12 protein-coding genes are annotated in these 14,839 nt (G+C 50.0%); 11 read left to right on the top strand and 1 reads right to left on the bottom strand.

The features are described 5' to 3' along the window. The first annotated feature begins 3 nt into the window (after positions 1 to 3). The 7 genes from AB4Z33_RS01010 to AB4Z33_RS00980 all read left to right on the top strand — a co-directional run bounded on the left by AB4Z33_RS01010 (position 4) and on the right by AB4Z33_RS00980 (position 8,809). Positions 4 to 1,164 carry a Gfo/Idh/MocA family protein gene (locus tag AB4Z33_RS01010; RefSeq protein ID WP_442048110.1) on the top strand — a complete coding sequence of 387 codons (1,161 nt, stop codon included), beginning with the start codon at positions 4 to 6 and terminating at the stop codon, positions 1,162 to 1,164. 322 nt (positions 1,165 to 1,486) lie between these two features. After that, complete coding sequence (locus AB4Z33_RS01005) at positions 1,487 to 1,924, top strand: GNAT family N-acetyltransferase (RefSeq protein WP_442048109.1); 438 nt, start codon at positions 1,487 to 1,489, stop codon at positions 1,922 to 1,924. 210 nt (positions 1,925 to 2,134) lie between these two features. Further along, positions 2,135 to 3,949, top strand: coding sequence for a sensor histidine kinase (locus AB4Z33_RS01000; protein WP_442048089.1), 1,815 nt, complete (start codon positions 2,135 to 2,137; stop codon positions 3,947 to 3,949). Between the two features lie 18 nt (positions 3,950 to 3,967). Next, positions 3,968 to 5,308: a response regulator transcription factor gene (locus AB4Z33_RS00995; protein WP_442048088.1), complete on the top strand. Its 1,341-nt coding sequence runs from the start codon at positions 3,968 to 3,970 to the stop codon at positions 5,306 to 5,308. Positions 5,309 to 5,437: 129 nt separating this feature from the next. Next, complete coding sequence (locus tag AB4Z33_RS00990) at positions 5,438 to 6,355, top strand: carbohydrate ABC transporter permease (RefSeq protein WP_442048087.1); 918 nt, start codon at positions 5,438 to 5,440, stop codon at positions 6,353 to 6,355. A gap of 2 nt (positions 6,356 to 6,357) precedes the next feature. Further along, on the top strand, positions 6,358 to 7,236 hold the full coding sequence (locus tag AB4Z33_RS00985) for a carbohydrate ABC transporter permease (protein WP_442048086.1): 879 nt from the start codon (positions 6,358 to 6,360) through the stop codon (positions 7,234 to 7,236). 118 nt (positions 7,237 to 7,354) lie between these two features. Continuing rightward, positions 7,355 to 8,809 (top strand): extracellular solute-binding protein, encoded by a 1,455-nt coding sequence (locus AB4Z33_RS00980; RefSeq protein WP_442048085.1) that lies wholly within the window; start codon positions 7,355 to 7,357, stop codon positions 8,807 to 8,809. A gap of 51 nt (positions 8,810 to 8,860) precedes the next feature. Here AB4Z33_RS00980 and AB4Z33_RS00975 read toward each other — a convergent pair whose 3' ends face one another. Beyond that, entirely contained in the window at positions 8,861 to 9,862 is a 1,002-nt protein-coding gene (locus AB4Z33_RS00975; protein WP_442048084.1) for a hypothetical protein, read from the bottom strand. A 205-nt stretch (positions 9,863 to 10,067) separates the two neighbouring features. Between AB4Z33_RS00975 and AB4Z33_RS00970 the strand changes: the two genes are divergently transcribed. From AB4Z33_RS00970 to AB4Z33_RS00955, 4 genes are all read left to right on the top strand, one after another. Beyond that, the gene (locus AB4Z33_RS00970) at positions 10,068 to 10,775 is read left to right on the top strand and encodes a response regulator transcription factor (protein ID WP_442048083.1); all 708 of its coding nucleotides are present in this window, start codon (positions 10,068 to 10,070) and stop codon (positions 10,773 to 10,775) included. Then, a complete protein-coding gene (locus AB4Z33_RS00965; protein ID WP_442048082.1) occupies positions 10,772 to 11,770 on the top strand; it encodes a sensor histidine kinase in 999 nt (332 codons plus the stop codon). The genes AB4Z33_RS00970 and AB4Z33_RS00965 overlap by 4 nt, the downstream gene beginning before the upstream one ends. A 385-nt stretch (positions 11,771 to 12,155) precedes the next feature. Continuing rightward, positions 12,156 to 12,926, top strand: coding sequence for an ABC transporter ATP-binding protein (locus tag AB4Z33_RS00960; RefSeq protein ID WP_442048081.1), 771 nt, complete (start codon positions 12,156 to 12,158; stop codon positions 12,924 to 12,926). After that, the gene (locus AB4Z33_RS00955) at positions 12,901 to 14,820 is read left to right on the top strand and encodes an FtsX-like permease family protein (protein WP_442048080.1); all 1,920 of its coding nucleotides are present in this window, start codon (positions 12,901 to 12,903) and stop codon (positions 14,818 to 14,820) included. The genes AB4Z33_RS00960 and AB4Z33_RS00955 overlap by 26 nt, the downstream gene beginning before the upstream one ends. Positions 14,821 to 14,839 lie beyond the last annotated feature (19 nt).

The following is a 14,839-nucleotide window of genomic DNA, read 5'->3' as shown; positions in this document are numbered from 1 at the left end:
GTGATGAGCAGCATGCGATTAGGTATTATCGGTATGGGCAATATGGGGACGGATCATGCGAAGAAACTGACGGGAGGCGCAGTGCCGGAAATCGTATTGACCGCCGTGGCGGACAAGGACGAGAAGCGTCTTGAAGCAGCCAGAGCGTATTTGCCGGATACGGTAGCGATGTTTGACGGGCCGGAGGCTCTGATGAACAGCGGCTTGTGCGATGCCGTTATCGTCGCTACGCCGCATTACGATCACCCAACGCTCGCTATCCAGGCTTTCGAGCGTGGACTCCATGTTATGGTTGAAAAACCGGCTGGCGTATATACGAAGCAGGTCCGTGAAATGAACGAGAAGGCGCAGGAGAGCGATGTCGTATTCGGCATGATGTTCAATCAACGAACGAACCCGGTATACCGCAAAATGCATGAGCTTGTGCATAGCGGCGAGCTAGGCGCGATCAAGCGGGTCAACTGGATCATAACGGACTGGTACCGGTCGCAGGCATATTATGATTCCGGCAGCTGGCGCGCGACCTGGGCGGGCGAGGGCGGAGGCGTACTTATCAACCAATGTCCGCATAATATCGACCTGCTCCAATGGATCTGCGGCATGCCAAGCAAGGTACGGGCGTTCTGCCATAACGGCAAGTGGCATAACATCGAGGTCGAGGACGATGTGACGGCATACTTGGAATTCCCGAACGGAGCGACAGGCGTATTCATTACGACGACCGCCGATCTGCCGGGAACGAATCGGTTCGAGATTACGCTCGAGCGGGGCAAACTGATCTGCGAGAACGATAAATTGACGCTTCATAAGCTCAGCCAGAGCGAGCGGGAATTCTGCTTCGAGACGAAAGAAGGCTTCGCGCGTCCGAGCGTCGAAGTGTCCGTCGTCGAGACGCATGGGGACAACAGCCAGCATATGGGCGTTCTGTCCGCTTTCGCGAAGGCGGTATTGCACGGCTCGCCGCTTGTTGCGGGCGGCGAGGAAGGCATTCACAGCCTGACTCTGTCGAACGCGATGCACCTGTCCAGCTGGCTGGAGCAGACGGTCGAGCTCCCGATCGACGAGGAGGCTTACTTGGCGGAACTTAACAAGCGGGCAGCGGCTTCCAAGTTCAAGACGGTGGAGGCGCAGCTGTTCGATACGAGCGGCAGCTTCGGAAGCTAGCTAGTCCGGGTGCGTGATAGTGTCGTTTTAGGAAACTAAATCGCTCTTTTGGTGGGGAAACGCCTCATTAGTTTGATTTCGGGAAACTAATGGGGCGTTTTTGGCGCAAGGTGAGCAAACCGACAATTTAGTTCGATAAATTGTCACTATATGCGGTATGTCGGCATGGCAAACAAAATTAGTTCGACGAATTGCCGTTAATGCGTGGAGTGTGCTCGACTTGGGAGGCTTACTTGAGACAGTGGCTGATATCATGGTTTAATAAATAATGAACCATAAATCAGGCAGCCTCAGAGCGAGCGGAAGGATGGAACAAACAATGATGCAAGCGGTCGAGATAACGAATCAAGAGCAGCTGAAGCTTGCTTTTGACATACGCATGGATGTGTTTGTGAAAGAGCAGGGCGTAGCCGCGGAAGTGGAGATCGACGAATACGATGTATTGGACGGAAAGACAAGCCATGCGCTCGTTTATTACGACGAGAAGCCGGTAGGCACTGGGCGTGTCCGGGTCGATGAGGAGACGAAGACAGCGAAGCTTCAACGCATATGCGTTCGGGCCGCCTATCGGAAGTACGGCGTTGGCAAGGTCATAATGGACAAGCTGGAGCAGTTGGCGAAGCGGGATGGCGCATCCAAGGCGAAGCTGCACGGGCAGACGGAGGCGGAAGGCTTCTACTTGAAGCTTGGTTACCGCACAGCATCCGATGTATTCATGGAGGAAGGCATTCCCCATGTGCTAATGGTGAAGGAACTGTAATTGCGAGGAAGAGACTTGGGTGCAAGGCTGACCGCCTTGGCACTCGGTCTCTTTTTTTGCACAGATGTGGCCATCTACAGGTTTTTGGCTGGGGAAAGACGAATAATAAAGCAGGCCATATCGTAATAACGCTCATGAAGAGCATAGAAATAGCCACACTTATGGAAAGCTTTTTTTGCTATAGTACAATTATTAGTCGGAGGTGCCAGCATGAGAACGGGCCTTATCAATCCTATGACAAAGCTTAACGTCAAGCAGCAGCTTATCCTATTGTTCCTCGTAATGGTAAGCCCGATCTATCTGCTCCATTGGTACGGCAACATGAAGACGGAGCATCTGCTCAAAAATCATGTGACGAATGCGTACGTCGAGCTCATTAAGCAGAATTACACGCTTATTAACCGCGACATCGATACCGTAAGCAAAATAACGACGACGATGATCCAAAACCCCGTTGTGCAAAAGCTTATTCCGAGCGAGCACGATGCCGTCATCGAACGGGTAAGAAAGTTCGACAGCGTCGACAAGCTGCTTTCCAACAACTCGATTCCATTAAACGGAGGGGAAGCGGTTTATTATTCGTTGTACGTGTACGATCCGAACGATTATTATTTCTTCGCTCCGAAGCAGCAGTTTAATCAGACCGGCGTATATTTCTTCAATGATAAGACCAAGCCCGAATGGTTCGACGATGCGGTGAAACGGAACAGCGGCGGCTATATGACGATGATCGACACGAATATCGGCTTGTCTAGGGTGAAGACGTATGCGTATATTCGAGCCGTCAACAGCGTGAATATTGCAAACGATACCATAGGCATTCTTGTCGCGACGCAAATGGATAAAAAGATCGGGGAATCGCTGCGATCCGTATCGCTGCCGGATGGCCATATTTATTTTACCGATTGGAACGATCGCGTCATGAGCGCAACCGAACCTCATCTGATTGATACGATTCTGTCCCTTCCAGCTGATGCTTCGATTCCCGATGGCGTCAATTCGCAAGGCAATCTTGACCTCATTACGGAAGATTCGATCTACGTGATCAACTATGACCGAGGCACCCAGACGAAGCTTATTTATCAGATTCCGGTGGAGTCGCTGCTTAAACAGCAGAACGAGCTGAAACGCGTTATCCAATTGATATCGGTTGTTTACTTGCTTCTTGGCTGTATCGTTATGATTTATTTTTGGCGTTCGTTAATGACGCCGTTGCAGCGGCTGGCACAGTTCGTGCGCACCTATGAGCCGGGCAAGCTTGTGCCGGAGACGCCGTTCAAAGGAAGAAACGACGAGGTCGGCGTACTCGTTGGCGCGCTTTACGATATGGCCAGAAGGCTTAACGTGCTTATCCATTATAAGTACCATATGGATCTGAAGCAGAAGGAGTCGCAATTGCAACTGCTGTACCAGCAGATTAATCCGCATTTGCTCTACAATACGCTGGAAAGCATTTATTGGAAAAGCTCGCTCGAGGGCAAGACGGAATCCGCGGATATGATCAAGGAGCTATCCAAGCTGATGAAGATCAGCCTCAGCCGCGGCCGGGAGCTGATCACGCTGGAGGAAGAGCTGGAGCATGCATCGGCGTATGTGAGCTTGCAGCAGAAGCGATACAAATATGAATTCGAAGTGAACTGGATTATTCCGGACGMCGCGCGCCAGGTGTTAATTCCTAAGATTACGCTGCAGCCGCTGATCGAGAATGCGATGATCCATGCCGTCAAGAACATGGGCGAGGATGGCGAAATTCGGATTTCGGCGATGATCGAGGGAGAGCGAGTAACGATCAAGGTAGAGGACAACGGGCATAAGACGGTCGATTATGCAGCGCTTGAGCGCATCCTTAACGAGGATAAGCCGGATCATACGTCGGGCTATGGCATACGAAACATTCAGCAGCGCATACAGCTGCATTTCGGCTACCAATACGGGCTAAGCTATAAAGAAAGAGAGAAGGGCGGCACAGTGGCGATGATCGTATTGCCTATGATTACAGAGGAACAACAGATTCACGAGGTATAGGATAGGGAGGCAGCAGGGATGTACAATATATTGATCGTAGACGACGAGCCGTTGATTTGTGATGGGCTGAGCAACCTGCTATCTACTTCGGGTATCAGTCTAGCTAATGTGTATATTGCCCACAGCGGCTATGAGGCGCTCGATTATTTGCGCATTGAAGAAATAGACTTGCTCGTAACCGATATTCAGATGGGTTCTATGAACGGTATCGAGCTAATGCATCAAGCGAAGCTCATTAAACCTTGGGTACAGACGATTATTATATCCGCATACGAGACGTTCCAATACGCACAGATGGCCATTCGCCTTGGCGCGAAGGATTATATGATTAAGCCGCTTAACAATGAGCAGTTTCTTGATTCGGTTCGGAATGTGCTGCTCAAGATGGATAAACCGGCAGCCGCGGAGGATCAATTCCTCTCGAAAATGCAGGAGCACTTCCGTATGGATGAGCCGCTTCCGCAGCGGACCGAGCTGTATAATCGGCTGCTTGCCCCTCCGCAGAGCAATGCCGCAGAGGCGGCAAAGCTGCTCTATGAGCGGTTCGGAACTCGAGTCGAAGGGCCGTACTTTGCGGTCATTAAGCTGAAGCTTAACTTCACGTCGGCAAAGGAACGCGCGATCCCTGCGAGCGACGCACAGCTTTTGCAGTATGCGGCGCTCAACATTGCAGGAGAACTGCTCGAGAAGGAATGGAACTACTTGGCGTTCTATTCGCCCAATCAGGAGATCAGCATTCTCATTCAATGGGACGAGAGCGAGTTCAGCGAGTCCTCCGTCAATAAGATCAATCAGCTCGATATGATCGGGCGCAGCCTTCATTATAATATCCACAAATATTTGAGCTTGCATTGCGTCATTGGAATTAGCCAAATTTTGCGAGGCATCGAGTTCTTAAGTATCTTGGACGAACAGGCGCGCAAGGCGATTCTGTGGAATCGCGAGCATCGCGATCATTATGTATTCTACTACGGCGATTTCAACTGGAGCACGTATACGCAAGATCCGACAGAGGAGGATCTAAGCGCGCAGAACAGCTTGATCGTCGAGAAGTCGAAGGCGTACATCGATCAATTTTTTAACCAAAAGGGTCTAACCTTGCACGAGGTCGCTCAGAAAAATCACGTCAGTCCGAACTACTTGAGCTATCTGTTCAAGAAGGATACGGGCTATAACCTGTGGGAGTATGTCATTAAGCTGCGGATGGAAGAAAGCCGCCGGCTCATGCTGCAAACCGATCTTCGCAGGTACGAAATATCGGAGCGGGTCGGGTACGAGTCGCCGGAGCATTTCAGCAAAATATTCAAAAAGTACTTTGGCATGAGTCCGAGCGAGATGAAGAAGCAGTCAAGCGATTAGAACGACTCGATATCGCTCCGCGCACAACGAGTAAAAATGAACATCATTGCCTTAGATATGCACATTATCAGCGAGCGTCTATCCTTCTAAAATGGTATAGAGCGATAGAAAAGAAAAGAGGGAACGCTGATGAAACAACAAGTCGCAATGAGCGAATCGCCGGGCGTCAAAGCCTTGCGCAAGCCGGGCAGGTGGAAAAAACATATTCCGGGTTATTTGTTTTTAGTGCCTGCCGCCATCATTTTTTTATTGTTTTTGTGGGTGCCGATATCGAAAGGGTTATTTTATAGCTTTTACCACATCGACTTCGTCAAAGGGAATGAGTTTGTAGGATTCGATAACTATAAAACGGTGTTCAAGGACGCCGACGTATGGATTGCGATCAAAAACTCGCTGTATTACATGTTCCTCGGTCTTGTTATGGGCTTCTGGGTTCCGATCGTATTTGCCATTATTATATCCGAGATGCGCCGCTTCCAAGGGATTGTACGTATCGCCGCTTATTTGCCTAACGTGCTCCCGGCGGTCGTATTGTACGGGCTATGGCGCTGGTTCTACGATCCGGTCGGACCGATTAACGGTGCATTGACTGGACTTGGCACCAATCAAATCGCTTTTTTATCCGATAAATCATGGTCGATGATCTCGATCGTCTTCATGGAATCGTGGCAGCAATTCGGGTCTGCCATGCTTATCTATTTGGCAGCCATGCTCAGCATTCCGAAGGATTGGTATGAAGCCGCGGAGATCGATGGCGCGGGCATATTCCGTAGAATATGGCATATTACGCTTCCTTCCATCAGAGGGCTGTTGATGCTGCTGCTGTTGATGCAACTGATCAGCACATCGCAAGGGTTTCAGTCGCAGCTTGCCTTGCTGGACGGCGGTCCGAACAAAGCAACGCTCACGTATGCTCTGCTCATTATTAAGTATGCAACAACACGATTGGATTACGGTGTAGCTTCTGCGCTTGGCGTTCTGATGTTCCTTGTGCTTGGCGGTCTGGCACTGCTTCAATTCAGGCTGAACAACAAGGGAGGGAACTAACCATGAAGGCCAAAACGATGGATCGCGGTATTTTATCCGACTACGACTATAAGAAAAAATCCAATATAGCAGGTTTGGCATTAATCGTCCTCATTATACTGATCATGGTCGCTTCCATGCTCTATCCGATTCTGTCAACGTTGTTCAACGGACTTAAGGCGAATACGGAGGTCAACTCCTTCCCGCCGCGCTTCTTGCCGGTGGAATGGCATTTTGACAACTATAAGACTGGCTGGAACTATATTGATTTAACGCAGTTCTTGGGCAATACGCTGGCGATCTTCATTGGCAATATGATCGTGACGGTCGTTGTGCTCGGCCTTGCGGCATTCAGCTTGTCGAAGCTGAACGTTCCGTATCAGAAGGGGATTTACTTCTTCTTCATGATTACGCTGTTCATTCCGCCTAGCACGTACATCATTCCGAACTTCCTTAATTTGCGGGATCTCGGGCTGCTTAACTCGTATTGGGCATTCTGGCTGCCTGCGGGCGCAAGCGCATTTTTCTTATTGTTGCTGAAAAACTTCTTCGATGACATCCATCATGAAATGTTCGAAGCAGCGCGCATCGACGGCGCATCGGAGTGGGGCTCGTTCACGCGGATCGCGCTCCCGCTATCGGTTCCGATCTTCTCGACGCTGGCGATCTTCGTATTCTCGAGCGCATGGAACGAGTGGTTCTGGCCTTCGCTCGTCATGCAAAGCGATGATACGTATCCGCTTGCAACGGCAATCTACAAGTATGTTATTCAGGCTCGCAGGCTTGACCTGAACATTCGGTTCGCGATTCTGACGAWGGTCATGCTGCCTCCAATCGTTGTTTTCCTGATGTTCCAAAAGTACATTATGCGCGGATTACAGCTCGGCGGCGTGAAAGGATAGCAGGTTCTACGAATCGTAAACCTGCACATGATCGACATAAAAATACACCTCGTCGCATGAAAACGCCTTCGTTATGATGAGAATGTAAAAACAAATCCGAATGAGAAGGGGTATAACGATGCTAAAGAAAAATGTCGTAGTCATGGTTTGTCTCGTCCTGCTGATGTCGATCGTCGCAGCGTGCAGCGGCAACGGAAACAATAAGACGGAGGAAACGACACCGCCGGCGGCAACGGATAAACCGAGCAACCAAGGCTCGGAAGAGACGGAACCGCCTAAGGAAGATATCAAGGACAAAAAAGTAACGATCAGCATTTATTATCCATTACCTGACCAAGTCGAAAACCGCAAAGCGGAAGACGATAAAATCGCGCGTTTCATCAAAGAATACCCGAACGTTGAAATCGTAAAAAGCGACTGGCACTACAACCCGACGGAAATCGGCGTGAAAATGGCTTCGAACGAAGCGCCGACCGTATTCAACACTTGGGCAACAGAAGCGAAGTTCCTTGTTGAACGCGGCTGGGCTGCCGATATTACGGAGCTGTGGGATAACTACGAATACAAAGATCAAATCAACCCGATCCTTCAATCGCAATTCAACATCGACGGCAAAGTATACGGCATCTCCCAAAAAGGTTATGTGACGACGACGGTTGTCAACAAGAAGATGCTTGACGACAAAGGCGTAGCAGTACCTGGCTATGACTGGACTTGGGACGATATGTACAACACGGCTAAAGCTGTTGCCGACCCTGGCAAAGGTATTGCCGGTATCGCACCAATGGGAAGAGGCACGGAAGCTGGCTGGAACTGGACGAATTTCTTGTTCGAAGCAGGCGGCGAGATCCAAACGGTGGAGGGCGGCAAAGTAACGGCAGCCTTCAACTCGGCTGCAGGCGTCAAAGCGCTTGAGTTCTACAACAAGCTGAGATGGGAAGCTAACGCAATTCCGCAAGACTGGGCACTTGGCTGGGGCGATGCAGTAGGCGCATTCGCACAAGGCCGTACGGCAATGGTTATTGCCGGCGCTGAAGGCGTACTGGAGCAAGCGCTTAACCAAGGCGGCATGCAGCCGGCGGACGTATTGACATTCCCAATGCCGAAAGCAGATGCGAACGGCAAGCATACAGGCGTTCTTGGCGGCGACTACCTTGTTATCAACCCGAATGCTTCGAAAGACGAGCAAGAAATCGCATTCCGTTATGTAACGTTCGATTACTTCACAGACAAAGGTCTGGAGTCGCTCGAGAACGATATTAAGAAACGTCAAGAAGAAGGCAAATTCTTCATTCCGCCGCAATTGAACTACTTCGGCAGCGATTCCGAGTACGGTCAAAAGGCAAAAGCGATCTTCGACAAATACGACAACGTATACAAATACGCTGCTGAATCCGACAGCTTGCTTGACGGTAAAGCAGAAGCGCAATACAATACGCAAGATTACTACGGTGAAGTAACGAACGTATTGCAAGAAGTATTCTCCAAAAAAGGCGCAGACCTGCAGAAGCTGCTCGACAACTCTGCTAAGCTGGTACAAGAGAAATTCTACGATCCAATCAAAGTCGAATAGGAAGGCAGAAGCCCGATTCTCCGTATGGAGGGTCGGGCTTCTTGCTTGTGCTTAATCCGCTGGCTCGTCGATTTCGATGTTCGTAATTTGATTCAGCGGAATGGTCATGAGCGTAGACGAACCAGTGATAAAAGTGACTAGGGTATCTTGAATACTCGATACCGTGCCAGTGAAGCCTGTCGGTTGTCCGGCAGTCATGACAGTGACCGTAGTGCCTTCCAGCAAATACGCTTCCAATAAGGCTGTCAGTTCGGAAAAGTCGCCAATGAATGCTGGCCCAGGAGGACCTTGAATGCCTTGGATGCCTTGGATGCCCTGTGGTCCTTCAGGTCCTGGGTCGCCTGTTGGTCCGACTGGCCCTTGGATGCCTGGAACGCCTTGAGGTCCGATTGGCCCTATAATCCCTTCAGCGCCGGCAGCTCCAGTAGCACCGATCGGTCCTGTAAGTCCGCGTAAGCCTTGCGCTCCATTGTAGCCTCTTAGGCCTCTTAGAGCTTTTGGTTTTTTAACGCATTTGATAGGCTTGACGACAACTATCTTCTTAACAACATGTTCTTTTTTAATAACATGTACCTTCTTAACAACATGTATCTTCTTCCATTTTTTTATAGCTTTAGCCCGTTTCACGAGTTTTACTTTTTTAGCTTTTTTCAGTTTTTTGTCATGATGCGGATTAGGTTTTTCATCGTGCTTATGCTTGTGCTCATGCTTGTGTTCATGCTTGTGTTCATGCTTGTGTTCATGCTTGTGTTCATGTTTGTGCTTATGCTCATCATGTTGTTTTTCATGATCGCAACAGTGTCTTACAGGCACGCATTGACCCTCCAGTAATAGCAGGGGCGCGCCTGGAGGACTGTAGTAACGTTTTTTAGGCACTTTAACGATTTTTATTTTTTTGTGTTTCACCGGCTTGTGAACAGGCGCAATAGCTGCGTGGTTTTCATGATGATGGTGGTGATGATGATGGTGATGGACCGGGGTCATCTGCCTCGGATCAATGACGTATCTGCCTTGAATGGAGACGGATGGACGTTTGATATAGACTTTCGTCATATGCGTTCCTCCTAGTGGTTCGTACTCCTATATATGTATCCTTCTCGAGCTTGAGAGGTTCTAGGATATACACTATCTTTTGCCTTCTAGCACGCCTTGCGAGACACTAGCCCTGCCGCTGCAAAGGGTTATGGATATTCAATTTTATCCGTGAGTGTCATCGGTGTATAATTGTTGTATATCAAAGGTCTAGTGGAGGCGGAGCATGTACACGATCATGATCGTAGAGGATGACGCGAAGATAGCCGAGCTGCTGCGCGCACATATCGAGAAGTACGGCAATGAAGCCGTTATCGCCAGCGGCTTCCAACATATACTGGATCAGTTCCAGCAGATCAAGCCGCATGTGGTGTTGATGGACATTAATTTGCCTAGCTTCGACGGCTTCTATTGGTGCAGGCAGATTCGTACTGTATCGACTTGCCCGATCATCTTCATCTCCGCCCGAAGCGGCGAGATGGATCAAGTACGGGCAATCGAGAACGGCGGCGACGACTATATGACGAAGCCTTTTCATTATGAGGTCGTCATGGCCAAGATACGCAGCCAGCTGCGGCGAGTCTACGGCGATTATGCAGCATCTTCGGCTGAACGGCTCGTTGAACGGGCAGGATTGACGCTTTACCCGGAGCGAATGGAGCTCAGACTGGGGGACAAGACCGCTGCATTGACGAAGAAGGAGACGGTGCTTGTAGAGACGCTGCTAAGCAGGTTCGAGCGACTGGTCAGCAGAGAGATCATTTTGGAGAAGCTATGGGATGATTATACGTATGTGGATGATAACGCGCTCAGTGTTAACATTACGCGAGTGCGCAAGAAGCTGGCTGAGCTTGGCATTGAGGGCTCGCTGGAAACGGTTCGCGGCACAGGCTATCGGTTAAGCGACACTTGGAGCGAGGGGAGACAGCTATGAAGCTGTTCCTCCGCGAGCAATGGCCTTTGGTTGGTGTCGTTCTGCTACAGATGGCGGCGGTGACCGTGGTCTTTTATTTGGAAGGTTATCGGAATTGGAAGGTTGCGCTGTATGCGTATTTGCTTGGCTTTTTCTTCTTAGCTGTGTATTTGGTTTACCGGTATGCAAGTCATCGGCGGTTCTATGAGGTGCTGTCGAGCAAGCAGGTTCGAATCGAGGAATCGATTCAAACGTTGGAATCGGCCCCGCTGCAAGCGGCTCTTGGAGAGCTGCTGCATACGCAATACCGCCATTATCAGAAGCAGATTTTAGAGGATGAGCGCAAGTGGCAAAATCAGATTACGTTCATGAATCAATGGGTACATCAGATGAAGACGCCGCTCTCGGTGCTGGAGCTGCTGCTGCAGGATAGCGACGAGCCGCGGGATGTCAGCATGTCCGAGGAAACGGATCGTATTCGCAAGGGACTTGAGATGGTACTGTATATGGCGAGGCTGGAGACGTTCGAGCAGGACTTTCAGGTGGAGACGTTATCGCTTAGGGAGCTCGTGAACGATGTCATTTTGGAAAATAAACGGCTATTCATCCGCAGCTTCGTTTATCCCGAGATTCAGATTGATGAATCCCTTCGCGTGGAATCCGACGGCAAATGGCTGCGGTTCATCCTGCAGCAGTTGATTGCCAACGCGATTAATTACTCGGCGGGCACGAAGCAGAAGGTGACCGTGTCGGCAACGACAGACGATCGGTCGGTTATATTGGAGGTTATCGATCAGGGAGCGGGCATTCCCGCATCTGATCTGTCACGCGTCTTCCAGCCGTTCTTCACTGGAGAAAATGGCCGTAGGTTCAAGGAATCAACAGGCATGGGCCTTTATATCGTGAAGCTGGTGCTGGACAAGATGAACCACGATATCAAGCTGCAATCAAAGGTTGGCGAAGGAACGACCGTACGCATTACATTCCCGTATGCCGCCCGGGTGGGAGGTCTGTAAGAGCATATGCGCACCACGTACAGCTCCCCGTCGACCGGCTTTTCACACCGATCCGAGGCTTTAAGCGCAAATACGCTCTTACAGCTCGCTGTCAGAGTTACTCTTGAGCTGTAAGAGCATATGCGCACGTACAGCTCCCCTTCGACCGGTTTTTCACACCGATCCGAGTCTGTAAGCGCATATATGATCCTACAGCCTGCTTGGCAGAGTTACTCATGTGCTGTAAGAACATATGCGCACTTACGGCTCGTCACCCGGCGCATATCCAATGGCCCATTCGCCAATCTTACAAAGTTGTTAGGTAAATGAAAGCTGCGCTCATAGGAGCGGCGGCTTTTTTGGGCTAAACTAAACCTATCAACAAAATGTGAGGAGAGATCATCCAGTGGAACTGCTGCATGTACGAAGCTTAAATAAAATATATCCGGGCAAGGTTGCTTATAAAGCATTGACGAACGTTGATCTGACGATTGAGAAGGGGGAGTTCGTCGGCATCATGGGCCCATCGGGCAGCGGTAAAACGACGCTGCTGAATATGGTGTCCACGATCGACCGTCCGACCTCCGGCGAGGTTCGTATTAACGGACAAGATCCTTATGAGCTGTCCTCCGAGAAGCTCTCCCAGTTTCGCCGGCGGGAGCTTGGATTTGTATTCCAAGCGTTCAATCTGCTCGACACGTTAACGGTGAAGGAAAATATCGTATTGCCGCTAACACTCGACGGTGTAGACCTGAAAGAGATGAACAAGCGAGTTGCCTATATGGCTGAGAAGCTGGGCATTAGCGGTATCCTCGATAAACGCACTTATGAAATATCGGGCGGTCAAGCACAGCGTACGGCAATTGCGCGGGCGCTCATTCACACTCCGAAGCTGCTGCTGGCTGACGAACCGACCGGTAATCTCGATTCCAAGTCGGCGCGGGATGTAATGGAGCTGATGGCGCAACTGAACAAGGAGGAGAACGCGACGACGATGCTCGTGACCCATGACGCGATGGCCGCAAGCTACTGCGATAGAGTTATGTTCATCAAGGATGGACAGTTCTACACCGAGATTCATTGCGGCGACAACCGTCCGGCCTTCTACCAAAAAATCATCAACGTGCTCGCTTTGCTTGGGGGGAACGAGAATGAATTTTCGACAATTCGCGTTTAATAACGTTTTTCGCAAAAAAAGAACGTATGCCGCTCATTTCATGAGCAGCGCCTTCTCCGTTATGGTGTTTTTCATCTACGCGGTGCTGCTCTATCACCCTGACTTTCAGGGGCAGCTTGCATCCAGCAGCGAGACGGCTTCTTACCTTGGCGGGATGGGACTGAAAATATCGCAGTATTTGATCTTTATATTCTCGTTTCTGTTCCTGCTCTATTCGACAAGCGCCTTTCTCAAGGTGCGGAAACGCGAGTTCGGCATCCTGCTCATACTCGGCATGTCGGAGAGACAGCGCAAGAAGCTGACTTTTATCGAAAATATGATTATCGGCCTGGCTTCCGTTGTATGCGGCATTGTCATTGGATTGCTCTTCACGAAGCTCATTTTACTTATTAGCTCACGTATGCTGATGCTTGAGGAGACGCTCAATTTCTATGTCCCTATTGAAGCGATATGGACGACGGCGGGAGCGTTCGCGCTGCTCTTCTTGTTCGTCTCGCTTCTGACGCTGCGGATCGGCAAGCGCAATCAAGTGCTGGATCTCATCAAGGAAGGCGAGAAGCCGAAGCCTGAACCGAAGCCGTCGCTGTGGCTTTCTCTGCTGGCGCTCGTCCTAATCTTGGGCGGTTATGGCATGGTGTTCTATTTCGTGTTCGGCAAAGCGTATTACTTCACGCTGCTTATCTCCGCAGTCAGCAGTGTTATTCTCGGTACGTATTTCATGTTCACGCAGCTCAGCGTATATGCGATACGGGCTATGAAGAAGCGGGAAAAGTTCTTTTTTCGCCGGATTAATCTTCTAACTTTATCGGATTTGACGTACCGCATGAAGGACAACGCGATTATGTTCTTTATGGTCGCTACGGTCATGGCTGTCGCGTTCTCTGGCATCGGCGTTTGTCTAGCTGTAGGCGATCCTGTCCGCTCGGAGAAAATGAATCCATACGCGATCACGTACCGGTCATTGAACCATAACAAGATGGAGCAGGAGCATATCAAGACATTTGACGAGAAGTTATCGAGCGGTGGATTCGCTTATGAGAAGGCTGCTGTCATGCACAGGTATACGGACGCGGGCGGAATGGTCATTCGTCTTAGCGACTTCAACAAGCTTGCCACGCTGCTTGGTTATGAGCCGGAGAGCTTGTCGAATACGGAAGTCAGCATCGCATCGGGAATTGCATCGCGCAGCAATCGAAGCTATGACGACGCAGGGCTGCTAACGGCGGTGAGAGAGTGGTCGAGATCTGATATGATCATTAAGAACAGATTCAATGAACTGATCTCAACGGAATACGGCGATACCTTAATCGTGTCCGACGAGCTGTTCAATACGATTCCAAAGTCGCAGTTCGAGCAAGAAAATAACATCAGCGAGACGGTCTATTATTATGTCGTGCCAGACTGGTCGGATACGCTAAGCATAAGCCGAGGCTTGGAGGAGCTTATCCCGGCACATAGCGAGAACGGCGAATACTATTATAACTTGCTGGTTATGGACTGGTATCACGACAAGCAGTTGAATGCGATTCTGTTCATTATCAGCGTGCTCGTCGGCGTTGTCTTCTTCACATTCGCGGCCAGCTTCATCTACTTCCGGCTTTATGCCGATCTGGAGCGGGATGAGCGTCAGTATCAGATGATAAGCAAGTTAGGACTTAGCCGCAAAGAGCTTAAGCGGTTAGTGACACGCCAGCTCGTGCTTATGTTCTTCCTGCCTTTCTTGCTGGGACTTATCCATAGCGCAGTGGCGTTCATCAACATGGAGGGCGTCGTTCAATATGCGATGCTAGGCAACGCGACCAAAATCTACATCTCGTTCTTCCTTATTCAGCTGGTCTATTTCTTCATGATCCGCTGGCGATATTTGCATCATATGTATCAGAAGCTGGCATAAGCGTAAGCGTTAATTGGTT

The organism is Paenibacillus sp. 2TAB19 (genome assembly GCF_052115185.1).
GTDB lineage: Bacteria > Bacillota > Bacilli > Paenibacillales > Paenibacillaceae > Pristimantibacillus.
The sequence above is the reverse complement of the archived record's forward strand: the minus strand, read 5'-3'. Positions and strand labels throughout refer to the sequence as shown.